We start from the raw sequence: 22,416 nt of genomic DNA on the forward strand, positions 1-22,416 counted from the left end.
AAGCACCAAAAAACTGATAAAATACCGCCTCATTACCCTACGGCAAGCTATCCAATATGACCAAACATCCGCAAACAGCAGCCAATACCCGCTATGCCTTTGCCAGCATTGCCGCCATGTTGGCCGCATTTTTACTGTTCGTTGCCGTGATGTTGCTGCCCTTAGGGCTGACGGCGGACACACAAGTGGGCCTGATACGGTTTTCACTCTACGCAATCGTGCTGTTTGCCGTACTTGGCGGTATTTTTTCTGTACGCGTTGCCTATTTGCGTAAAAAGAACGGAGCATGACATGACCCAAGCCGATAAAATTCCACAAGAAATCCGCCTCCAAAAAGAGCGGCGCGTACTGACTTTGGTCTATGTTGACGGTGTCAAGAGCCTTCCTGCCGAATACCTGCGCGTGTACTCACCCAGCGCGGAAGTACGCGGGCACGGTGCCGGCCAAGATGTTTTGCAAACAGGCAAAGCCGAAGTCAGCATTACCGATTTAGACCCCGTCGGCCAATACGCCTTGAAAATTACTTTTTCAGACGGCCACGACAGCGGCCTTTACGATTGGGACTATCTCTACCGACTGGCGCACAATCAAGACGCGCTTTGGCAAGACTATCTCGACCGCCTCGAAAAAGCCGGTGCGTCCAGAACGCCAAGTGCCGAAGATTTGAAACCCAAACACACGCATTCATGCGGTAGCGGCGGTTGCGGCGGAAAGGCCGTCTGAAAAAAGGCGGACCGTAAGCTTGGATGACGGAAGGACCATTGACGGCAAAGCGTTCATCTTCCCGCCCAAAAAAGGACGGATGGTAGCCATCTTCGGCGATACCCAAGCCCGTCCGCAGGCAGTACGCACCGCGCAAAACGCAGACGTTTTGGTGCATGAAGCAACCTTTGCGGCAGGTGATGAAGAAACAACGGAACGAGTGTTCCATTCGACCGTATCCAATGCCGCCAAGCTGACTTTGCAGGCCAATGTGAAACAACTTTACCCGACCCACATCAGCGCACGTTATACCGAAGAAGAACAACGCCTGATGCTGGAGCAGCAGGCACAAACTATATTTCCCGCGTCGAAAGTGGTTGGCGATTTCGACGTATTCGATATCTGAATCTGTATTATTTTAAGAAGGCAGACACTATGAGCGACCACAAAACCCATTTCGGCTTCACTACCGTTGACGAAGACGAAAAAGCAGGCAAAGTTGCCGAAGTCTTCCACTCCGTGGCAAAAAACTACGACATTATGAATGACGTAATGTCCGGCGGTCTGCACCGCGTTTGGAAACATTTCACCATCAATACCGCCCGCCTGAAAAAAGGCGACAAAGTATTGGACATCGCCGGCGGCACAGGCGATTTGTCCCGAGGCTGGGCAAAACGTGTGGGCAAAGAAGGCGAAGTTTGGCTGACAGACATCAACTCCTCCATGCTGACCGTCGGCCGCGACCGCCTGCTCAACGAAGGCATGATTCTGCCCGTATCGTTGGCAGACGCTGAAAAATTGCCGTTCCCCGACAACTATTTCAATCTGGTTTCCGTCGCATTCGGCCTGCGCAACATGACGCACAAAGATGCCGCGCTGAAAGAAATGTACCGCGTATTGAAACCGGGCGGCACCCTGCTGGTGTTGGAATTCTCCAAAGTGTACAAACCTTTGGAAGGCGTGTACGACCTCTACTCTTTCAAACTGTTGCCGATTATGGGCAAACTGATTGCCAAAGATGCCGACAGCTACCAATACCTCGCCGAGTCCATCCGTATGCATCCCGACCAAGAAACCTTGAAACAAATGATGCTGGATGCAGGTTTTGACAGCGTGGATTACCACAACATGAGCGCAGGCATTGTTGCCCTGCATAAAGGCGTGAAATTCTAAGGCCGTCTGAACCAAACACAAAGGGCGTGATTGATAGACACGCCCTTTGTTTTTTTCAAACCTTATTCAAGCCAGTCTGACACAAACCAAAGGCCGTCTGAACAGCCGTAAAACGAAATCAAGGATTTCGGTTACACCATTCAGACGGCCTTAATACGTTCAAATCAGCTTATTTTCCTGCTTTCACACTTTGCCATTGGCGGACCATAAATTTCAACGCCGCCGGCTGGATAGGCACCATGATAAAGCTGTTTTTCAAATCTTCATCAGTCGGGAAAATCGTATTGTCGTTTCTAAACTCTTCATCCATCAGCTCCTGAGCCGGTTTGCTGGACGGCGCATAAGTAACAAAATTGCCGTTTTTCGCCGCAACTTCAGGATCTAAGAAATCATTGATATACGCATGGGCATTGGCCACGTGTTTGGCATCTTTCGGAATCACAAACGAATCCACCCAAATTCCCACGCCTTCTTTCGGCATCATCACACGGATTTTTTCCTTGCCGCCCGCTTCTTCGGCACGACGTTTGGCAATGTTCAAATCGCCGCCAAAACCAATTGTTACGCAAGTATCGCCGCGCGCCAAATCATCGATAAAACCGGACGAGGTAAAACGCTTGATGTACGGACGGTTTTTCTTCAAGACTTCCGTAGCCGCCTTAATATCCACCGTTTCACTGCTGTTTGGATTTTTACCCATATAATTCAATACCATAGGATAAATCTCTGCCGCGCTGTCCAAATAGCTGATGCCGCATTGCTTGAGTTTGGACGTGTATTCGGGGTTAAACACCAAATCCCATTGATTGTCCGGCAGTTTGTCCGTACCCAAAGCCTTTTTCACACGCTCGGTATTGATGGCAAAAGTGTTAGTCCCCCAATAAAACGGAACGGCATATTCGTGGTTCGGATCAACGCCTTCCATCAGCTTCATCAACTGAGGATTCAAGTTTTTATAGTTGGGAATCAGGGATTTGTCGATTTTCTGATACGCACCTGCCTTAATCTGCCTACCGACAAACGCATTGGATGGACCCACGATGTCGTAACCCGACTTGCCGGTCAACACCTTGCTCTCCAGCGTTTCATCGCTGTCATATACATCATAAGTTACTGAGATACCGTGTTTTTTCTCAAACGCGGCAACCGTCTCGGGATCGACATATTCCGACCAGTTGTAAATGCTCAATACCTTTTGATTATCGGTTTGCGCCGCCTTGTCGGCAGAAGTTTTGTCCGAGCCGCCGCAGCCGGCCAATGCCAGCGCAGTCAGTACGATGAGGGGCAGATGTTTGGCCATTATCATTCCTTGCGTATCCGGTTGAAAAGAGAAAGGCATTATAAAGCAGGCAAGCCGGGGCGGATAGGCTTCATTGCTAAAAGATATCGACCCGCTTGAAGCCGTCTGAAAGACAGCTTGCCGCCAACTTAAAACCTTTCTGCCGATAGCTTGAAATATGGTTTTGCGGTAAGATAACGCCCATTCGTTTTTAATCTCAACGTGCCGTCCGGGCCGTCTGAAATCTTTGTACAAAATTTTATCGAGACATTATGAAAACCACCGAACTACGCCAAAAATTCCTGAAATTTTTCGAATCTAAAGGCCACACCATCGTCCGCTCCTCCTCGCTCGTGCCACACGACGACCCAACCCTGCTGTTTACCAACGCAGGTATGAACCAATTTAAAGACGTATTCCTCGGCTTTGACAAACGCCCCTACAACCGCGCCACTACCGCGCAAAAATGCGTACGTGCAGGCGGCAAACACAACGACTTGGAAAACGTAGGCTACACCGCCCGTCACCACACCTTCTTTGAAATGATGGGCAACTTCTCCTTCGGCGACTACTTCAAACGCGATGCCATCCACTTCGCTTGGGAATTCCTGACTTCCCCCGAATGGTTGAACATCCCTAAAGACAAACTGTTGGCAACCGTTTACGCAGAAGACGACGAAGCCTACAACATCTGGTTGAACGAAATCGGTATGCCTGCCGAACGCATCGTCCGCATCGGCGACAACAAAGGTGCGAAATACGCATCCGACAACTTCTGGCAAATGGGCGACACCGGCCCTTGCGGCCCTTGCTCCGAAATTTTCTACGACCACGGCGAAGAAATCTGGGGCGGCATTCCGGGCAGCCCTGAAGAAGACGGCGACCGCTGGATTGAAATTTGGAACTGCGTATTTATGCAGTTCAACCGCGACGAACAAGGCAATATGAATCCACTGCCTAAGCCTTCCGTCGATACCGGCATGGGCTTGGAGCGCATGGCCGCCGTCATGCAGCATGTTCACAGCAACTACGAAATCGACTTGTTCCAAGACCTGCTCAAAGCCGTTGCCCGCGAAACCGGCGCAGCTTTCAGCATGGAAGAACCCAGCCTGAAAGTCATCGCCGACCACATCCGATCCTGCTCCTTCCTGATTGCAGACGGTGTCTTGCCTTCCAACGAAGGCCGCGGCTACGTATTGCGCCGCATCATCCGCCGCGCCGTGCGCCACGGTTACAAACTAGGCCAGAAACAGGCGTTTTTCTACAAACTCGTGCCCGATTTGGTGAAAGAAATGGGCGCCGCGTATCCTGAGTTGAAAGAGAAACAGACACAGATTATGGAAGCCTTGCGCGCGGAAGAAAGCCGCTTCGGCGAAACGCTGGAAAAAGGCATGGGCTTGTTCAACCAAGTGCTCAACGGCATGAAATTCCTGAAACTGGAAAGCTTGTTGCCGCAAGACGGTGTAGGCAAACCTCTGACATTGAAAACCGCAGATGGTGTGGAATTTACCGCCGCTTCCCGTGTTGCTCCGAGCAAAAAGCAAATCGTTATCCGTCCTCGAGTTTCAGGCAGCCTGAACGAAGGCATGTATATCGATTTGCAGGCTGCTTTGGAAACCGCCCATATTCCCGACGCGAAAAAACCGTTTGCCGAAGCCTTGAATACCTACTTGATGGACAACATCGCCAACAGCAAACTCGTTATCGGCGGCGAACACATCTTCAAACTCTACGACACCTACGGTTTCCCCTACGACCTAACCGCCGACATGGCGCGCGAACTGGGCATCGAACTGGACGAAGCAGGCTTCGAGCGTGAGATGGAAGCCCAACGCACACGCGCACGCGCCGCACAAAGCTTCAAAGCCAACGCTCAACTGCCTTACGAAGGTCAGGACACCGAGTTTAAAGGTTATAGCGAACGCCAAACCGAATCCAAAGTCCTCGCCCTCTACAAAAACGGCGAGCAAGTCAACGAATTGAACGAAGGCGACGAAGGTGCCGTCGTTATCGACTTTACCCCGTTCTATGCAGAATCCGGCGGCCAAGTCGGCGACGTCGGCTATATCTTCGCAGGCGAAAACCGCTTTGAAGTACGCGATACCCAAAAAATCAAAGCGGCCGTATTCGGCCAATTCGGCGTACAGACTTCAGGCCGTCTGAAAGTCGGCGACAGCGTTACCGCCAAAGTGGATGACGAAATCCGCAATGCCAATATGCGCAACCACAGCGCGACCCACTTGATGCACAAAGCCCTGCGCGACGTATTGGGCGAACACGTTGAACAAAAAGGCTCTTTGGTTACCGCCGAATCCACCCGTTTCGACATTTCCCATCCTCAAGCGGTCACTGCCGAAGAAATCGCCGAAGTAGAACGCCGAGTCAACGAAGCCATTTTGGCCAACGTTGCCGTCAACGCAGCCATTATGAGCATGGAAGATGCCCAAAAAACCGGCGCGATGATGCTCTTCGGCGAAAAATACGGCGACGAAGTACGCGTACTGCAAATGGGCGGTTTCTCTACCGAATTGTGCGGCGGTACACACGTTTCACGCACCGGCGACATCGGCCTCTTCAAAATTATCAGCGAAGGCGGTATTGCCGCAGGCGTACGCCGTATCGAAGCCATCACCGGCCTGAACGCACTCAAATGGGCGCAAGAACAAGAGCGTTTGGTGAAAGACATTATTGCCGAAACCAAAGCCCAAACCGAAAAAGACGTACTGGCGAAAATCCAAGCAGGCGCAACACACGCCAAAGCATTGGAAAAAGAATTGGCACGCGCCAAAGCCGAACTCGCCGTCCATGCAGGCGCCAAACTCTTGGACGATGCAAAAGACTTGGGTTCAGCCAAACTCGTTGCCGCACAAATCGAAGCCGATGCCGCCGCCCTGCGCGAAATCGTAACCGACTTGACCGGCAAATCAGAACAAGCCATCGTATTGCTCGCCGCAGTCAACGACGGCAAAGTCTCCCTATGCGCCGGCGTATCCAAACCGTTGACTGCTAAAGTCAAAGCAGGCGATCTGGTTAAATTTGCAGCCGAACAAGTCGGCGGCAAAGGCGGCGGCCGTCCTGACTTGGCACAAGCCGGTGGTACTGATGCTGAGAAACTGCCTGAAATGCTGGGAACCGTGGAAGGTTGGGTTAAAGAGAAGCTGTAATGTAGGAAAGTACAGGCTGCCTGAAAGTGGGTTTTCAGGCAGCCTTTTTGTGCAGTAAATTGCCTTGTTGTTTACATTTTTTTCTACGATGGATGACCTTTGTGTTGGCTTAAATGATTTTTTAAGCATCTATCCGCCATTATCAAGAATCAAGCGGATTTTCCGTGCCTATCATCATTCTTTGCAATATCGAACAACTGCTCAAGCAGGCCTTCAATCAAACACTGAATCGTAAATCATGCTATTGATTCCCACAAACTACTTGAAACCAAGCATTTCGATCACTGCCTGTTTCAGGTAGCCTTTTCTTCAAGCAAATGTTAATATTTGCAAAGACTACGTAAACTAAAACTCATCAACTCAATCAAAGGAGCCTGCCATGTTTGCAAAATCCCTGTTGAAACCCCTCTTCCTCGCCGCCACACTGATGTTGCTCAACGGCTGCGCCACTTATGCACTGTGGGAAAATCACGACTCACGCGGTTCCAACTCTTACAGCTTAAATCTCGTCGAAAACGACTCCGTTGTCGGCTTTGCCCGCGTCAAGCCCGACAGCCAAAAACTACCGCCCAACAGTATCGTAATGTTGGGCGAGAGCTATATCTATGTGCTGACCAAAGGCAGCAACCCTAGGGCTGAAAGCGGCGAAACAGCCCGGGAAGTGGATTTGGGCGCGATTTTAAACGTCAAGTTGTCCCAACCCTTCCAAATGTACGCACCCTCCAATGATGCCGAAAAATGCTGCAGCACCCCGCCTCGGAAAGGATTCAGACTGGCCACCAACGAATCAAAGCAACGTTTCTGCAGCACGGATTTCGATTTAGTTTACCAAGAAAACCCGCACCTTTCCCTCGCCGAGCGCCGCCAAGAACGCACCGAACTGCGCCGGCTGCAATTCAGGCAGGTTACCGACAGCAAGGGCACGTCCCGCTATGCCCGTACCATCCGGGTGTGCGGCCAGCTCTATGCCCGCCCGAGCGACATGAACTACGACTACCGTTTTGAAACTCCGCTGCCTGTAACCCTCCACACCTCGGTAACCAAAACCGGTACAAGCGTATCAGGGGGGACGGTCGGCCGCGCACTCGCTACCCCGTTCACCGCTGCTGTCGATATCGTTACCCTGCCCGTTAGCCTGCCTATGCTATGGATTTTCAAAAACATGCATGTAGGCTTCTAAATTCAGATACAAGGAAGCAAGCCGTAGCCTGCATCCATGCCAGCTGCGTGCGTGGCTACGCCACACACCCTACCACTGCGGGCGACGCAAACCTTAAGATTAAGGTGTAGGATGTGTGCGGTACTCACGCACGCGGTTTTTGTTGCTACCGAATGATTCCAAACCATGCCGTAATCCAGTCAGCAGCAAACGCAGCTTGGGTCATGTACCAACAAAACTCAATATCAAAGGCCGTCTGAATTTCAGACGGCCTTTCTGTTTTCATTTCAAGCTGATATTTAAGCTTTTTATTCAATCATCTAACAATCAATCTTTCTCAACCGTAAAAAACAGTTCTTCCTGTTTCAAAGCATTACCGTCTGCATCGGCCAATGCTGCTTCTGCTGCGGAAAACTTGATAACGGCGAGGCTGAGGCTGCCTTGCTCGGTCAGTGCTGTGTTGAGGATGACGCCTGCTTCTTCTTCGCCGACTTTGACGACAATACCGGCAGCTTCTAAAGAGTCGCCGCTTAATACGGCCAGACCGCGTTTGACTTGGCCTCGGTATTGGGCGCGGGCGATGATTTCTTGGCCGGGGTAGCAGCCTTTACGGAAATGGACGGCGCCGATGATGTGTTGGTTGAGCATTTGGGCAACAGCCGCTTCTTTGGTTGCGGCGCAAATCCACGGATAGCCGCTGCGGATTTCGTACAGGTTCCATGCGTTTTCGGCTCCTGCTTGATATTCTGTTGCGTTTTCGGCTGCTGAAATTTTCAGACGGCCTGTGTGCGGCAAGGCAATTTCTACGGTGTTTTCTTGAATTTGGGCTGAAAAAGACAGTTGCGGTTCGGTAGTAGGATGAGGTTCTGCATTGTCTGCCAACTCGCCGCTGACTACTAAATCAGGCATCAGCTCGAAGACGACTTTTGCACGCAAGACAAACATTCTCAGGCGTTTGACGATGGCTTCGGTCAAATCTTGTGCCATGACTAGCAGTAAATCTTCTCCGCGATTGACGACCAACATATTCGCCAACACACGGCCTTTAGGCGTATTGTATGTGGCATAACATGCCTGACCGGTAGCTAAATTATTAATATCGTTGGATAATTGGCCATGAAGAAATGAAGCTCTGTCTTCACCGCTGACGCGGACAACGCCGAAAAAAGGCAGGCGGGTTTGCATAATCGACTCCTTAAATTGTAGATGCTGAATTATCGCCCAAATTGCCGCTTATTATCAAATAAATAAATTCAGGCCGTCTGAATGTTTCAGACGGCCTGTTGTTTGGATTCAAGCAATCAAAATTATTTGATGCTGACTTTGCGGATAATCACGGCTTCGGTCGGTACATCTTGATGGAAGCCGCGTGTCGCTGTTTTCACTTTGCTGATTTTACGGACAACGTCCATGCCGGAAGTAACTTTACCGAAAACGGCATAGCCGTAGCCTTGAGGGGTTTTGCTTTTGAAATTCAAAAAGTCGTTGTCGGCCGTATTGATAAAGAACTGGCTGGTTGCGGAATTCGGATCGCCGGTGCGCGCCATGGCGATGGTGCCGACGTTATTTTTCAAGCCGTTGTCTGCTTCGTTGTTGATGGCTTTATCGGTGGATTTTTGAACCATTTTCTCGGTAAATCCGCCGCCTTGAATCATAAAATTGTCGATAACGCGGTGAAAAATCGTGTTGTCGTAAAAACCTTTTTTGGCGTAATTAACAAAGTTTGCCACGGTTTTCGGCGCTTTGACTTCATCCAATTCCAGTTGGATGTTGCCCATATTGGTTTCAATCACGGCATGGGTAACCGCTTGCGCTTGCACGGAAAGTGAAAGTGCGAGGGTGCACAGGGTCAGTTTGATGGATTTTTTCATATGTCTTCTCGAATGATGTATTGTGAAAATGGAATATTAACCTTGTTTCGCGTGAAATCCATAAAAAACATGTAAGATTTTTCAAGCAAAAAACATAAGGCAATCAAATCAGGCCGTCTGAAAAGGGATAAAAAACAAATTCTTGCTTTTTATCATTCCCTTTCAGACGGCCTGCTATTACGGTCAAACCGAAATCAAATTAGAAATCCAATTCCGCTTTCAGCCAGTAAGTACGCGGCATGCCGACGACGGCGAAGCTGCGGTCGAATTGGCCGCGTTGTACCTGCCAGTAGTTTTTGTTGAACAGGTTTTCTACCGAGCTGCTGACAGTCAAAGTATTTTTGCCGAGCTTGGTTTTGTAACGCGCGCCTACGTCAACCAAAGTGTAGGACGGGAAGGCGTATTGTTTTTGCGTGTCTTGGTAAGACTTGCCGAAATACGAAACATTGCTGCTCAAGGTCAAGCCTTTGGCAAACGGGGTATCCCATTCCAAACCTGCTTTGGCAATTACGCGCGGGTTGGCAACTTGTACGCCGTTAACGAGATTGTCGGCTGCGTTCGGATAATTTTTCACGGTTGATTGCAGATACATCAAACCAAAACTTGGGCGCAAGGTATTGTTCAACAGGTTGGCATAGGTATTGAACTCAATACCGCGATTACGTTCCATGCCTTGCTCGTCGCCGGCCGCGCCGCCAATAGCTTTGTACGCAGCAAAATCAGTACCCTTGGCAGTATTACCGCGCCAGTAGCCCGGACGTTTGATTTGGAACGCGTTCAACGTAGTGACAAAACTACCCCAGTTTTTGCGCACACCGACTTCAAACTGACGGCTGACACGAGGTTTGGACATCGTAGTTTCGCCGGAATCATCGGTTTTGATGTCGGCAGGCTCTAAGTCTTCCATGTAGTTGCCGTACACGACCAAGTCAGGTTGCGGTACCCATGCAGCCATCAGCATCGGGCTGAAGCGTTTGGAATCTCCGCTTTGACCTTCTTTTTTATTGGTGTATTCAACCGCTTGGAAGCGTCCGCCCAGCGTCAGACGGTATTTATTGTCGACGAAACCCAGGGTGTCGGACAAAGCCAGGCTGTTGACTTTAATATTGGCATCCAGGTTTGCCGAGCTTTCCCAGTCTGTCGCGTAATTAGGGACAAAAGAAGCCAGTTGATTTTCAATATTGCCGTTTGCATCAACCTCAACGCGGCTTTTACCTGCAGCCGAACCACGGACAGTCGCACGCTGACGGATGATACGGTCAAAAGCAGTACTCCAGTTATGCGTTACCGGGCCGGTTTCAAATTCGCCGCGCGCGGATAAATTCATACTCAAAGTACGGAAATATTGGTCGGTCAAGCGTGCTGTACCCGTATGGTATTGATCGGCGCTCGAACAAGTGGCAGTCATGCTGCTTGCGCCTTTTTTACCGCAGATGGTCGGAGAAATCAGCGTGCCGTAATAACGCGCCTTGTTGTAACCGATACCGCCGGTAATTTGCGCATTTTCAAACGCATCCCATTCGAAAGTCAACATATTGGTTTGACCGACGGTATTTTGCCAGTTCCAGCTTGGCAACAGATTTGTTTTGCCATCCGGTGCATCGAACAAACGACCATCAGCGTTTTGGATGTCCTGCATACGCGCACGGCCGCCGTTGGTTTTGCGTTTCGCGTAGATGGAGTCGAACGCCACGCGCACTTTTTCTCCACGATAATCGGCATTTAAGGCAAATTCTTTGTTGTCCTCGCTGTAACCGTGGCGCGGGGTGTCGCCGTGACGCAGTTTGCCGTTGGCGCGTACGCCGAATTCTTTGTTTTCGCCGAAGCGTTGGCCCAAGTCGAACGTACCTTGGGCGCGATTGTTGCTGAACCAGCCCAAACCGATTTTGCGGTTGCCTTCATCGGCGGCTTTTTTGGTTTCGATATTGACGGAACCAGATACCGCGCCTTCAGGATCCATACCGTTTACGGCGGTGGATGCGCCTTTAATCAGTTGCGCGGAGCCGACTTGCACGCTGGCCGTACCTTGCGTGCCGTACATACCGGCCAAACCGTTGACGCTGAATTGGCGCGCATCAAGTTGGTAACCGCGGAAGTACAGACCGGTCAGCGTATTGCTTTCGCCGCCAAACTGCCAAGTCGAAGCGTCTTTTTTCGCTACGGCATCCACCAAAGTACGTGCTTCGGTATTGTTGAGGGCTTTTTCGTCGTAATTGACCACGGTAATCGGCGCGGTAAAGGCATTGGCTTTACCCAACACGCCCAAATTCACGCGGTCGCGCATATCGCCGTCACTGGCAATAGAATAAGAGCGTGCGGCCTTCACGCGTTTGGCGTCGGCGTGGACTTTGACTTCCTGCACTTCTGCATGGGCTTCGGGAGCAGGGGTGGCTTCATCGGCGGCGTAGGCGAATGCGCTTGCAACCACAAGCGGCATTAAGGCTAATTTGCTTTTCATAAATTCCTTCTGAATTGAAATATTAATAATTCTTATATCGAGTAAAAAATTACAAAGTAATTTAGCTTTGCGATTATATTTGATAAGATTCCTACTTTCCACAAAAACAAATAAGAACCGTTTGTAAATACAAAAATACAACAGTTTGAAAAACTATTTTCATAGTGATCATAATTCAATAAATTTGCCGTCCTTTCAGACGGCCTTTACGACCCTTTCAGAGAATACAACTATGCAAAAATGGCAAACCGAGCTTTATTCCTCACCGTCTTGGCTGGTGCAGACCTTGTTGATGGTCGCCGCCGCCTCGGCGGTGATTCTGTTTTTTGCACGCAACACGCGCTTCGGGCGCGAGTTTAGCTATATCCTGCGCCTTTGCCTGACGCCGAAAAGTGCAGTTAAAGTATTGCTGCTGATTACGGCAATGATTACGCTGCTGCTGACTGAAGTGCGGTTGAATGTGTTGAGCACCTTTATGTCCAAAGGGCTTTACGACTCGATGCAGGATTTGAATGCCTCCGCGTTTTGGATGTTTGCGGCGATGAATGCGGGCGTGGTGTTGATACGGGCGTTTAACAACGTCGTCAACGACTTTCTCGATCAAGGCTTGGCGATTAAATGGTCGGAGCGGCTCAATGAAGTTTTGACTTCGCGCTGGCTTGCCGACAAAAACTACTACCGCCTGCAAATGCGCCGTCATGCGCCGGACAATATCGACCAGCGTATCCAACAGGATGCACAGGAATTCATTGCTTCGACCATCGAATTTGTGCGCGGCATGGTCAATTCAGTCGTTACCTCGCTGGAATTTGCCGTTGTTTTGTGGGGTTTGGCGGGCATCCTGACCGTGTTCGGCTTCGACATTCCGCACGGCATCGTTTGGTTTGTCTATATGTTTGTGATTTTGGCCACCTTTATCGCCATGTGGATAGGCAACCCTTTGATTCGTTTTAATTATGAAAACGAAAAACTCAACGGCGACTACCGTTATTCCCTTGTCCGCGTGCGCGACCATGCCGAAAGCGTCGCGTTTTACAACGGCGAAAAACACGAACACGACCAGCTTGCCGACCGCTTCAAAGCCATCATCCGCAACCGTTGGCGCATTGCACGGCAAAGCGTCTGCCTGAGCGGCTTTAACGATATGTTTACCAACGGCATCAAGCTCTTTCCCATTATTTTGCAAGCCCCGCGCCTGTTTGCCGGACAAATCAAAATCGGCGACATCCAGCAGACCGTCCAAGCCTTCGCACGACTGCAAAACGCGCTGTCTTTCTTCCGGATGTTCTACAACAAATTCACCGCCTACCGCGCCCGATTGGAGCGTCTGTACGGCTTTTTGCTGAGCACGGAAGAACAACACACTGCACAACAACCCGAGCTTACCGAAGTTTCAGACGGCCTGATCTTAGAAAACGTTGCCCTATACCGCCACAACGGCGAAGTTTTATTGGACAGCATCAACATCAACCTCAAAAGCGGCGATTCCCTGTTGATACGCGGCCCGAGCGGTTGCGGCAAAACTTCGTTGCTGCGTGCACTGGCTGGACTTTGGCCTTTCGGCAGCAGCGGTAAAGTCAGCCATCCGCCGCATCAAGACATCCTCTTCCTGCCGCAACGCCCCTACACAGCACAAGGCAGCCTGCGCGATGCGATTTGTTACCCCGATATTGACCATCATCACCCCGAGTTAGCCGAAGCCATGAATACCTGCCGCTTGGACTACCTGGTAGACAAATTGGATAAAACCGACGACTGGCAGCACAAACTCTCGCCGGGCGAGCTGCAACGCATCGCCTTCGTCCGCGCCCTGCTCTCCAAGCCCAAAATCATCCTGCTCGACGAAGCCACCGCCGCCTTGGACGAGCCGACCGAAGCCATGCTCTACCGCGCCTTAAAACAAAAACTGCCCGACACCATCATCATCAGCATCGGACACCGCAGCACGCTCAACGAGTTCCATGATTTATGCCTCGATGTCGGTTATGTACAATGCTGAATTAAGGGCATACCAAAGGCCGTCTGAAACAGTGAAAAACGAAATCAAAAAGATTTTGTCATCGCCGTTTCAGACGGCCTTTTCAAACGCCATGGCATGTTTATTTGCTATACTCTGCATTGTGTTAACGTCGCCTAAAGAATATTGATGAAAACCCTGGCCCTCATTCCACATTACAACCACCCGACTACCATCAGCCACGTTGCCGAAACCATGCGCAGTTTCGGTTTAAACGTTTTAATTGTGGACGACGGTTCACGCGAAGAATGCAAACCTGTATTGCAGGCTTTGGTTTCAGACGGCATCGATGTCCTTTACCGCCCCATTAACGGCGGCAAAGGCGCAGCGGTCAAAACCGGCTTGGAATACGCCGAAGAGCATGGTTATACCCACGTCTTGCAGGTTGATGCAGACGGCCAACACTGCTTAAACGACACACCCAAACTCCTTGCCGCTGCGGAACAAAATCCCGAAGCCGTTGTTTGCGGCTGGCCGCAATACGGCGATGATGCGCCCAAAGCACGGCTTTACGGACGCAAAATTACTGACTTTTGGAATATGCTGCACACTTGGTCATGCGACATCAAAGACGGCATGTGCGGCTTCCGCCTCTATCCGCTTGCACCCGCGCTATCCGTCGTCCGCGAAGAAACCGTAGGCGACCGCATGGACTTCGACACGGAAATCCTTATCCGCCTGTACTGGCGCGACGTCAAACCGGTTTGGGTTAAAACACCCGTCCAATACGCCGCCGACGGCGTGTCCCACTTCGATGCCTTTGCCGACAATGTCCGCATCAGCAAAATGCACACACGGCTGTTTTTCGGTATGTTGAAACACCGATTGGGCAAAGTTTTTGGAAAGGCTGTCTGAAACCATGACCGACCATAAACAAACCCATTGGGCGGCGCAGCCCGAACGTGGCAGCCGCCTGTTTCTCGCCCTGACCACGCTGATGGTACGCTATCTGCCGGCCTTTTTGATGAGGCCGTGCATTTGGTTTGTGGTGCTGTATTTTTATGCAACCGCGCCCAAACCACGCCGTCATGTCTTACGCTATCAAACCCGTCTTCAGACGGCCTTTCCCCATACCGTTTTGCCGAAACACAGCGTATTCAAACAATTCGTTGCATTTGGCGAAGCAGTTTGCGACCGTTTTGCCGTGTGGCAACGCAAAATCCGTTATGAAGATTTGGTGATTGAAGATCCGGACGACATCTATTCGCAAATCAAACGCAACGAACGCGGCCAGATTTTTGCCTGTTCGCACTTGGGCAATACCGAAGTTTGCCGTGCGCTGGTGTCGCACCACAAAGATTTCAGACTCAATGTATTGGTGCACAGCAAACACGCGCAGGCATTTAACGAGGCATTGCAAAAAGCCGGCGCAGAACATATCCGCCTGATTCAGGTAACCGATTTGGACACCACCCTGATGATGGAATTGAACCACCGTATCGAAGACGGCGAATGGATTGCCATCGCGGCCGACCGCGTACCTGTACGCGGCGAGAAAACCGCCGATATTAATTTCTTAGGCCACACCGCCCCTATGCCGCAAGGCGCATGGCTATTGGCTTCGCTTTTAAAAACGCAAGTAAACACGCTGTTTTGCGTCAAACAAAACGGCCGCTATCATTTGAAACTGCGCCGCTTTACCGATACTTCCAACTGGAAACGCGGCAACCGTGAGGCTGCCGTCAAAGACGCGATGCAGGGTTTTGCCGACATTTTGGCGCAAGAATGTGCGCAAAATCCGCTACAATGGTTCAATTTTTATGATTTTTGGGGCGAAGACGCCGTCTGAAACCATCACACTCACTCTTTTAAACCATGAAAAAACACATCTACTGCCAACACAGCTTTGAAACCGAAGTTCCTTTTTTTGACGTAGATGCCATGCACATCGTGTGGCACGGAAACTATGTCAAATACCTTGAAACCGCACGTTGCGCTTTTTTGTCCTCCATCGGTTACGACTACAACGAAATGGGACGGCAGGGGTACAGCTGGCCGATTGTGCAGATGAACCTCAAATACATCCGCCCTGCCCGTTTCGGCCAAAAAATCCGCGTTGATATGGACATCGTCGAGATCGAAAGCTGCCTGCGTATCGATTACACCATTTACGATGCCGAAACCAACGAAAAACTAACCCGCGCTTCGACTACCCAAGCCGCAGTATCGCTTTCAGACGGCCTGATGCAGTTTCAAACGCCGGACAGCTGGTTGGAAGCAGTAAAAAGACATCCGACATTTAGGGCCGTCTGAAAAATTTAGCGATTAAACAACATATTGCCTGCTTATCAGCATTACCCTTTATAATTTTACGTTTCTGTTTCAGACGGCCTTTATCCTCAATCCACACACACTTATGCTACTGAACCTCAACCGCTTTGCCTTTCCTGTTTTCTTAAAAGAAACCCGCCTGCTTACCGCCCTCGCCCTACCTATGCTGTTGGCCCAAGTGGCGCAAGTGGGTATTGGTTTTGTCGATACGGTGATGGCCGGTGGCGCAGGTAAGGAAGATTTGGCTGCGGTGGCCTTGGGCAGCAGCGCATTCTCGACGATTTACATTACCTTTATGGGCGTGATGGCGGCGTTGAACCCGATGATTGCCCAGTTGTACGGCGCGGGTAAAACCGAAGAAGTCGGTAAAACAGGAATGCAAGGCATTTGGTTTGGCTTGTGTTTGGGCGTATTCGGTATGCTGTTGATGTGGGCGATGATTACGCCGTTCCGTCATTGGCTGACATTGAACGATTATGTCGAAGACACGATGGCGCAATATATGTTCTTCACCAGCTTGGCAATGCCGGCCGCCATGATACACCGCGCCCTGCACGCTTATGCCTCTAGCTTGAACCGCCCACGCGTGATAATGTTGGTCAGCTTCGCGGCATTTGTATTGAATGTACCGCTGAACTATGTGTTTGTTTACGGCAAATTCGGTATGCCTGCTTTGGGCGGCGCAGGTTGCGGCGTGGCAACGGCGGCGGTATTTTGGTTCAGCGCATTGGCTTTGTGGCTTTATATCGCCAAAGAAAAATTCTTCCGTCCGTTTGGTTTGACGGCAAAAATCGGCAAACCCGATTTGACAGCTTTCAAACAGATTTGGAAAATCGGCGCACCTATCGGCTTGTCTTATTTTCTAGAAGCCAGCGCGTTTTCGTTTATCGTCTTTTTGGTGGCGCCATTCGGCGAGGATTACGTCGCCGCGCAACAAGTCGTCATCAGCCTGTCGGGCATCTTGTATATGGTTCCGCAAAGTGTCGGATCGGCAAGCACGGTACGCGTAGGCTTTTCGCTCGGGCGGCGCGATTTTTTGCGGGCGCGTTATATTTCAGGCGTTTCGCTGGTGTTGGGCTGGCTACTTGCCACCTGCACCGCGCTGCTCTTGGTTGTCTTTCGCTTTCAGTTGGCAGGTATGTACACCAACGATGCGGCAGTATTAGGTATTGCTGCGACCGTTTTATTTTTTGCCTCCCTATTCCAACTGGCAGATGCCACCCAATGTATCGCTTCATATGCGCTGCGCGGCTATAAAGTGACCAAGATGCCGATGTTCATCCATGCCGTGGCTTTCTGGGGTTGCGGTCTGTTGCCCGGCTACCTGCTCGCCTATCATGCCGATATGGGCATTTACGGCTTCTGGACTGCGCTAACCGTTTCACTGACGATTGCCGCCATAGCATTGGTATGGTGCTTGGAGCTTTGTAGTAAAGAAATGGTCAAATCATATAAGGCCGTCTGAAAATTTAATTAAATATATTCGTAACTATATTATTGGAGAAAACCATGAAACTGTCTTTGCTTAAACCTTTGCTTACCTATAGTAGCGTTTTATTGATTGCAAGTGGATGTAGCATAGCCACGATTGAAAAACCTTACCAACCTCCTGAGGGAGCCCCTACTGCCACCTTAACCTATGATATAAATCCAACATCATTTTCTGATCCATATAATGGTTCGGAAAAAGGCTTTTCTGAGAGAATCGATATTTATATAAAAGATAGTTCGTCTCCCAAGTCGCATACTATTTCTATGCAATTTAAAGATCGGGTGTTAAAAGAAATTAATAAACTTCCTGCAAATCAACCCATAACACTTATATATAACCATCTCTCATTAAGAGATTTGTTTGATGATTGGCCTATCTGGTGCGAAAACTCTATTAACGTGACCCTTAAACCAAACGAGGAATATATCTTAAAGGCGGAAACAGAATTTGAACCAACAGAAACCAAATTATTGTTTGGTAAGAAAAAAGTTCCTTCCCTTTTTGCTAGTTGCTCACTACACCTCATTGACAAAAAAACAGGAAAAATTATTACAGAGCAGTTCACTTTACCAATAGAAAAGCGGAAACCAATAGGAATGTATTAATTGGAACTATTGCTACTAGATCATTGAAATAATTTATAAATCCTATCTAATATTTATTATTTTCAATAAATAGTGAATAAGAACCCCATTACCCACTCCTCTATTCTTAAAGTTAAACCCATGCAACCCATCCAATACCAAACCAACCTTACCCCTTACAACACTTTCGGCCTGAAAGCCCAAGCCCAAGCATTTGTCGCACTCAAACATGCCGATGAGTTGCGCGACATCGTCCGGCTGCCCGAGTTCGACCGAGATACTGTTTTATGGCTCGGCGGCGGCAGCAATATCCTTTTGATGGAGGACTACGCCGGTCTGGTTGTGCATATGGAAAACAAGGGAATACGCGAAATTGAGCGTTCAGACGGCCTGGTTTATATCGAAGCTCAAGCCGGGGAAATTTGGCATGATTTTGTTTTGCATACGGTTGGACTGGGTTTGAGCGGGCTGGAAAACCTTAGCCTGATTCCGGGCACGGTCGGCGCGTCTCCAGTACAAAATATCGGCGCATACGGCGTTGAAGTCAAAGATGTTATCCATAGCGTACGCTGCTTTGATTTGGATACGGAAACCTTTGTCGAGCTTTCCAATGCCGACTGTGACTTTGCCTATCGTGAAAGCCTGTTCAAACAGGAAGGCAAAGGCCGTTATGTGATTGTTTCTGTTGTATTTGCATTAAAAGAGCATTTTGTGCCGAACTTGGGCTATGGCGATTTGGCAGCAGCGGTTGCCGAACTAAGCCAAGACCGCGAGGCAACAGCCAAAGATGTTTCCGATGCAGTGTGTGCAATCCGCAACAGTAAACTGCCTAATCCTAACGTACTTGGTAATGTCGGCAGTTTCTTTAAAAACCCAGTTGTCAGCGCTGAAAAAGCGGCCGATTTGTTGCAGCAATACCCCAATATGCCACGCTATCCGCAGCCTGACGGTTCGGTCAAACTCGCGGCCGGCTGGCTGATTGACCAATGCCGTCTGAAAGGCCATCAGATCGGCGGTGCGGCTGTGCATGACAGACAGGCTTTGGTTTTGGTGAATAAAAACAATGCGTCCGCTCAAGATGTCCACCAGCTGGCTCAATATGTTTGTAATACAGTATTTACTCAATTTCAGGTAGAATTACACGCAGAACCCAACTGGCTGCCGACTTCATACAGCCTATAAAACAAAGGAGTGTATCCCATGCCGCGCATTGCTAAAGTCAACACTTACACACGAATCATCAATGCCAGCCTCGCCTTGTTCAACGAAGAAGGCGAGCGCAATATCAGCACCAACCACATTGCCGCCCACTTGGGCATCAGCCCGGGCAACCTCTACTACCATTTCCGCAACAAAGACGAAATCATCGTCCAATTGTTCAAACGTTACAGCGAAGCCCTGCTTGCCTACCTTAACGAAGCCGTGTTGCCGTCTAATGTGGAAGACTCCATCAACTATATGGCCGGTATTTATGATGTGATGTGGGAATACCGTTTCCTTTTCAGTGATGTGAATACCCTGCTTGCCCGCAGTGCCGAATTATTGGGCGAACACAATACCTTTACCCAAGCCAAAGTGTCCCCGCTGTTGGTCAACCTGCTGACCCAGCTCAACGGCCTAAACATCATCAGCGCAGACCAAACCGCCATGAACGACCTTGCCGTCAATATGTGGATGGTGACGAAATACTGGTTCGACTTCGACAGCTCCCTGCGCGGCCGCGCCAAGTTGACCGAAGATTCCAAAGTACGGGGCATCAGCCGCACACTCAGTCTGTTGCGCCCTTACCTCCTACCGGAACATCGTGCCGAATTCGACCAAAAAATCGGCAGCAACCATTAATTTTTCCATACAAAGGCCGTCTGAAAACGTGGCTTTAACCAAGTTAAAGCTATTTTCAGACGGCCTGTTAATTTTCGGATGCTTTCTTTATGCACCTTCCCGATATTTCCATTCTCGGCTTAGGCTATCTCGGCCTGCCGCTGGCACAAAAATGTTACGAGCACGGCAGTCAGGTGGCCGCCGTCAAACGCAATCTAACCTCCGACGACATCAATCTGCCGATTGAGCTCGACATCATCGATTTGAATCAAGACGATATTTTTCACAGTTCGGCCTTGTGGCAAAACCACATCAACAAGCCGACATGGTTCTGCCTGCTTCCGCCTTCGTCATTAAACCATTACGCCGATACCCTAAAAAAATGGATTCAGCTTGCCGAGCGATGCAAGGTACAACACATCATCTTTACCAGCAGCACCAGCGTATATGGCGACCAAGCACGCGTATGCGATGAAACCACGCTACCCGACCCACAAACCGAATCCGCCCGTCAAATCCTCGCGGTTGAGCAAGCCTTGCTGGAAAGTGCCGTTCCCCATATCGACATATTGCGACTGGGCGGGCTTTACTCTGCCGACCGTCACCCCGTTACCAAGCTGGTTCAAAAAACACGCATTCAAGGCGGCAATCAACCCGTCAATATCCTTCATAAAGACTTAGCCGTCCAAGTCCTTTTGCAGACGGCCTGCCAAGCCGACGGCAAGCGTATCCGCAATATTGTCGAACCCCGCCACCCAAGCCGGGCCGAATTTTATACTGCCGAAGCGGCCAAACTCGGCCTGCCGGCTCCTGATTTCATCGTTGATGATGAAAGCAACGGCAAAATTGTAAATACCGTTTGCGCAGACGGGCTAAGCCTGTAAAATTGCGACTCAACCCATTCATCCGTTTCAGACGGCATTTAGAGTAAACCATGTCCGCCCTATTTCCCATTATCAACCACCTGATACAGCAAAATCCGGAGCAACAGCGCGAGCTGTCTGAATTTGCAGGCAGCATCATCTGCATCAGTCTGACCGGTTTCAGACTGACCGGACGCATCAGCGAACAAGGTTTTCTTGAAACCGCAAACGACACCGCCGACACCAACATCACATTCCACAACAGCGCCATCCAAAAAATCCTCCAAGGCGGCCAGCCCGGCGTGGGCGACATCAGCCTCGAAGGCGACTTGGTATTGGGCATGTCCGTCCTTCCTATTTTAGGCGGACTGCGCTATTATCCGAGCGAAGATTTGGCGCGTGTATTCGGTCATGTGGCCGCAGAAAGCATCAGCTCGCGCGCCGGCGACATCGGCCGCACCATGAAAAAAATCGGCAAAAGCATTGCCGAGCAAATCAGCGACTTTTCACGCGAACCCGAATCCCCTGTTATCGACCAAGCCACGCTTGCCGCATGGCTGGAAGAAGTGGACAAACTGCGCGACGACGTTGCCCGCCTAAACGAACGCCTCGACCGCCTCGAGCGCGATATCTGGATAGATTAAATAATTAATTTCAGACGGCCTATTACATGAAAAGCCCATTTAAAAACATCGGTATCGTTACGCGTCCCAATACACCCGAGATTCAAGATACCGTCCACACATTGGTTTCTTTTCTACGCGAAAACGGCTTTACCATCTATCTGGATGAATTGAGCGTAGAAGAACACTGCGTCTATATCCAAGATTCCGCCTACTGCGAAACCGTCAACAAAGCCCAACTGGGCAAATACTGCGACCTCGTCATTGTGCTCGGCGGCGACGGCACCTTTCTCTCCGCCGCCCGCGAAGTCGCCCCGCGCGCCGTCCCCATCATCGGCATCAATCAAGGCCACTTGGGCTTCCTCACCCAAATCTCACGCGACACCATGGTTGAAGGCATCCGCCCCGTACTAGAGGGCAAATATCTGCCCGAAGAACGCATCCTCATCGAAGCCAGCATCATTCGTGACGGCGAAACCATCGAACGCGCCCTCGCCCTCAACGATACCGTCCTGTCTCGTGGCGGCGCAGGCCAAATGATTGAATTTGAAGTCTTTATCAATCAAGAATTTGTCTATACCCAACGTTCGGACGGCCTGATTATTTCCACACCGACAGGTTCGACCGCCTACGCGCTTGCCGCCGGCGGCCCCATCATGCAGGCCGGTCTGCACGCCTTCACACTTGTGCCTATCTGTCCGCAATCCATGACCAACCGTCCGATTGCCATCCCCGACACCAGCGTGATCGAAATCCTCATTACCAAAAGCGGCGACGCGCGCGCACATTTTGACGGACAATCCCATATCGACGTGCAAAACTTCGACCGCATCATCATCCGCCGCTATCACAACCCCTTGCGCGTCCTCCATCCCACCGATTACCAATACTTTAAAACCCTGCGCCAAAAGCTGCATTGGGGCGAACAATTGATTTAAA

General features: G+C 50.2%; 21 protein-coding genes. 17 read left to right on the forward strand and 4 right to left on the reverse strand.

The genetic code is table 11. The annotated features are described in order from the left end of the window. The first annotated feature begins 56 nt into the window (after positions 1–56). From ACTHRY_RS03950 to ubiE, 4 genes are read left to right on the forward strand one after another with little or no spacing between them, the layout of a single operon-like run. Positions 57–290, forward strand: a complete 234-nt coding sequence (locus ACTHRY_RS03950; protein WP_003746394.1) for a hypothetical protein — start codon at positions 57–59, stop codon at positions 288–290. Position 291: 1 nt separating this feature from the next. After that, complete coding sequence (locus ACTHRY_RS03955) at positions 292–723, forward strand: gamma-butyrobetaine hydroxylase-like domain-containing protein (RefSeq protein ID WP_049322173.1); 432 nt, start codon at positions 292–294, stop codon at positions 721–723. A gap of 19 nt (positions 724–742) precedes the next feature. Next, on the forward strand, positions 743–1,108 hold the full coding sequence (locus tag ACTHRY_RS03960; RefSeq protein WP_239662090.1) for an MBL fold metallo-hydrolase: 366 nt from the start codon (positions 743–745) through the stop codon (positions 1,106–1,108). A gap of 29 nt (positions 1,109–1,137) precedes the next feature. Further along, positions 1,138–1,875 carry a bifunctional demethylmenaquinone methyltransferase/2-methoxy-6-polyprenyl-1,4-benzoquinol methylase UbiE gene (ubiE, locus tag ACTHRY_RS03965; protein WP_003746386.1) on the forward strand — a complete coding sequence of 246 codons (738 nt, stop codon included), beginning with the start codon at positions 1,138–1,140 and terminating at the stop codon, positions 1,873–1,875. 169 nt (positions 1,876–2,044) lie between these two features. On the opposite strand, the gene ACTHRY_RS03970 is transcribed toward ubiE, so the two are convergent. Next, positions 2,045–3,175: a polyamine ABC transporter substrate-binding protein gene (locus ACTHRY_RS03970; RefSeq protein ID WP_049322171.1), complete on the reverse strand. Its 1,131-nt coding sequence runs from the start codon at positions 3,173–3,175 to the stop codon at positions 2,045–2,047. Positions 3,176–3,426: 251 nt separating this feature from the next. Between ACTHRY_RS03970 and alaS the strand changes: the two genes are divergently transcribed. Both alaS and ACTHRY_RS03980 read left to right on the forward strand, forming a co-directional pair. Then, a complete protein-coding gene (alaS, locus tag ACTHRY_RS03975; protein WP_049322170.1) occupies positions 3,427–6,318 on the forward strand; it encodes an alanine--tRNA ligase in 2,892 nt (963 codons plus the stop codon). Positions 6,319–6,697: 379 nt separating this feature from the next. After that, positions 6,698–7,498 carry a hypothetical protein gene (locus ACTHRY_RS03980; RefSeq protein WP_049322169.1) on the forward strand — a complete coding sequence of 267 codons (801 nt, stop codon included), beginning with the start codon at positions 6,698–6,700 and terminating at the stop codon, positions 7,496–7,498. 306 nt (positions 7,499–7,804) lie between these two features. Here ACTHRY_RS03980 and ygfZ read toward each other — a convergent pair whose 3' ends face one another. From ygfZ to ACTHRY_RS03995, 3 genes are all read right to left on the reverse strand, one after another. Then, positions 7,805–8,662 carry a CAF17-like 4Fe-4S cluster assembly/insertion protein YgfZ gene (gene ygfZ, locus ACTHRY_RS03985; protein WP_049322168.1) on the reverse strand — a complete coding sequence of 286 codons (858 nt, stop codon included), beginning with the start codon at positions 8,660–8,662 and terminating at the stop codon, positions 7,805–7,807. A gap of 122 nt (positions 8,663–8,784) precedes the next feature. Then, on the reverse strand, positions 8,785–9,348 hold the full coding sequence (locus tag ACTHRY_RS03990; RefSeq protein WP_049322167.1) for a peptidylprolyl isomerase: 564 nt from the start codon (positions 9,346–9,348) through the stop codon (positions 8,785–8,787). A gap of 199 nt (positions 9,349–9,547) precedes the next feature. Beyond that, positions 9,548–11,806 (reverse strand): TonB-dependent receptor domain-containing protein, encoded by a 2,259-nt coding sequence (locus ACTHRY_RS03995; protein ID WP_049322166.1) that lies wholly within the window; start codon positions 11,804–11,806, stop codon positions 9,548–9,550. A gap of 232 nt (positions 11,807–12,038) precedes the next feature. On the opposite strand from ACTHRY_RS03995, the gene ACTHRY_RS04000 reads away from it, so the two are divergent. The 11 genes from ACTHRY_RS04000 (at position 12,039) to ACTHRY_RS04050 (ending at position 22,415) form a co-directional block, all read left to right on the forward strand. Then, entirely contained in the window at positions 12,039–13,805 is a 1,767-nt protein-coding gene (locus ACTHRY_RS04000) for an ABC transporter ATP-binding protein/permease (protein ID WP_049322165.1), read from the forward strand. Between the two features lie 147 nt (positions 13,806–13,952). Further along, a complete protein-coding gene (locus ACTHRY_RS04005; protein ID WP_049322164.1) occupies positions 13,953–14,678 on the forward strand; it encodes a glycosyltransferase family 2 protein in 726 nt (241 codons plus the stop codon). Positions 14,679–14,682: 4 nt separating this feature from the next. Further along, on the forward strand, positions 14,683–15,612 hold the full coding sequence (locus tag ACTHRY_RS04010; protein WP_049322163.1) for an LpxL/LpxP family acyltransferase: 930 nt from the start codon (positions 14,683–14,685) through the stop codon (positions 15,610–15,612). 26 nt (positions 15,613–15,638) lie between these two features. Further along, a complete protein-coding gene (locus ACTHRY_RS04015; protein WP_440374063.1) occupies positions 15,639–16,076 on the forward strand; it encodes an acyl-CoA thioesterase in 438 nt (145 codons plus the stop codon). Positions 16,077–16,179: 103 nt separating this feature from the next. Beyond that, on the forward strand, positions 16,180–17,559 hold the full coding sequence (locus ACTHRY_RS04020; protein WP_049322162.1) for an MATE family efflux transporter: 1,380 nt from the start codon (positions 16,180–16,182) through the stop codon (positions 17,557–17,559). A 44-nt stretch (positions 17,560–17,603) separates the two neighbouring features. Then, positions 17,604–18,191 (forward strand): hypothetical protein, encoded by a 588-nt coding sequence (locus ACTHRY_RS04025; protein ID WP_152691267.1) that lies wholly within the window; start codon positions 17,604–17,606, stop codon positions 18,189–18,191. A 120-nt stretch (positions 18,192–18,311) separates the two neighbouring features. Further along, complete coding sequence (gene murB / locus ACTHRY_RS04030) at positions 18,312–19,352, forward strand: UDP-N-acetylmuramate dehydrogenase (protein ID WP_049322159.1); 1,041 nt, start codon at positions 18,312–18,314, stop codon at positions 19,350–19,352. A gap of 18 nt (positions 19,353–19,370) precedes the next feature. After that, positions 19,371–20,012 carry a TetR/AcrR family transcriptional regulator gene (locus tag ACTHRY_RS04035; RefSeq protein WP_036491149.1) on the forward strand — a complete coding sequence of 214 codons (642 nt, stop codon included), beginning with the start codon at positions 19,371–19,373 and terminating at the stop codon, positions 20,010–20,012. 89 nt (positions 20,013–20,101) lie between these two features. After that, positions 20,102–20,875, forward strand: coding sequence for a hypothetical protein (locus tag ACTHRY_RS04040; RefSeq protein ID WP_049322158.1), 774 nt, complete (start codon positions 20,102–20,104; stop codon positions 20,873–20,875). 50 nt (positions 20,876–20,925) lie between these two features. Then, entirely contained in the window at positions 20,926–21,498 is a 573-nt protein-coding gene (locus ACTHRY_RS04045; protein ID WP_003746353.1) for a ubiquinone biosynthesis accessory factor UbiJ, read from the forward strand. A gap of 26 nt (positions 21,499–21,524) precedes the next feature. After that, the gene (locus tag ACTHRY_RS04050) at positions 21,525–22,415 is read left to right on the forward strand and encodes an NAD(+) kinase (RefSeq protein WP_049322157.1); all 891 of its coding nucleotides are present in this window, start codon (positions 21,525–21,527) and stop codon (positions 22,413–22,415) included. Position 22,416: the final 1 nt, after the last annotated feature.

Origin of the sequence: Neisseria sp. P0004.S004, assembly GCF_051963335.1 — a bacterium.
Classification (GTDB): domain Bacteria; phylum Pseudomonadota; class Gammaproteobacteria; order Burkholderiales; family Neisseriaceae; genus Neisseria.

What these genes read in the sequence shown, in the direction of transcription:
- ACTHRY_RS03950 (WP_003746394.1), top strand. Translation starts at nt 57, where the DNA reads ATGACCAAACATCCGCAAACAGCAGCCAATACCCGCTATGCCTTTGCC.
- ACTHRY_RS03955 (WP_049322173.1), top strand. Translation starts at nt 292, where the DNA reads ATGACCCAAGCCGATAAAATTCCACAAGAAATCCGCCTCCAAAAAGAG.
- ubiE (WP_003746386.1), top strand. Translation starts at nt 1,138, where the DNA reads ATGAGCGACCACAAAACCCATTTCGGCTTCACTACCGTTGACGAAGAC.
- ACTHRY_RS03970 (WP_049322171.1), bottom strand. Translation starts at nt 3,175, where the DNA reads ATGGCCAAACATCTGCCCCTCATCGTACTGACTGCGCTGGCATTGGCC.
- alaS (WP_049322170.1), top strand. Translation starts at nt 3,427, where the DNA reads ATGAAAACCACCGAACTACGCCAAAAATTCCTGAAATTTTTCGAATCT.
- ACTHRY_RS03980 (WP_049322169.1), top strand. Translation starts at nt 6,698, where the DNA reads ATGTTTGCAAAATCCCTGTTGAAACCCCTCTTCCTCGCCGCCACACTG.
- ygfZ (WP_049322168.1), bottom strand. Translation starts at nt 8,662, where the DNA reads ATGCAAACCCGCCTGCCTTTTTTCGGCGTTGTCCGCGTCAGCGGTGAA.
- ACTHRY_RS03990 (WP_049322167.1), bottom strand. Translation starts at nt 9,348, where the DNA reads ATGAAAAAATCCATCAAACTGACCCTGTGCACCCTCGCACTTTCACTT.
- ACTHRY_RS03995 (WP_049322166.1), bottom strand. Translation starts at nt 11,806, where the DNA reads ATGAAAAGCAAATTAGCCTTAATGCCGCTTGTGGTTGCAAGCGCATTC.
- ACTHRY_RS04000 (WP_049322165.1), top strand. Translation starts at nt 12,039, where the DNA reads ATGCAAAAATGGCAAACCGAGCTTTATTCCTCACCGTCTTGGCTGGTG.
- ACTHRY_RS04005 (WP_049322164.1), top strand. Translation starts at nt 13,953, where the DNA reads ATGAAAACCCTGGCCCTCATTCCACATTACAACCACCCGACTACCATC.
- ACTHRY_RS04010 (WP_049322163.1), top strand. Translation starts at nt 14,683, where the DNA reads ATGACCGACCATAAACAAACCCATTGGGCGGCGCAGCCCGAACGTGGC.
- ACTHRY_RS04015 (WP_440374063.1), top strand. Translation starts at nt 15,639, where the DNA reads ATGAAAAAACACATCTACTGCCAACACAGCTTTGAAACCGAAGTTCCT.
- ACTHRY_RS04020 (WP_049322162.1), top strand. Translation starts at nt 16,180, where the DNA reads ATGCTACTGAACCTCAACCGCTTTGCCTTTCCTGTTTTCTTAAAAGAA.
- ACTHRY_RS04025 (WP_152691267.1), top strand. Translation starts at nt 17,604, where the DNA reads ATGAAACTGTCTTTGCTTAAACCTTTGCTTACCTATAGTAGCGTTTTA.
- murB (WP_049322159.1), top strand. Translation starts at nt 18,312, where the DNA reads ATGCAACCCATCCAATACCAAACCAACCTTACCCCTTACAACACTTTC.
- ACTHRY_RS04035 (WP_036491149.1), top strand. Translation starts at nt 19,371, where the DNA reads ATGCCGCGCATTGCTAAAGTCAACACTTACACACGAATCATCAATGCC.
- ACTHRY_RS04040 (WP_049322158.1), top strand. Translation starts at nt 20,102, where the DNA reads ATGCACCTTCCCGATATTTCCATTCTCGGCTTAGGCTATCTCGGCCTG.
- ACTHRY_RS04045 (WP_003746353.1), top strand. Translation starts at nt 20,926, where the DNA reads ATGTCCGCCCTATTTCCCATTATCAACCACCTGATACAGCAAAATCCG.
- ACTHRY_RS04050 (WP_049322157.1), top strand. Translation starts at nt 21,525, where the DNA reads ATGAAAAGCCCATTTAAAAACATCGGTATCGTTACGCGTCCCAATACA.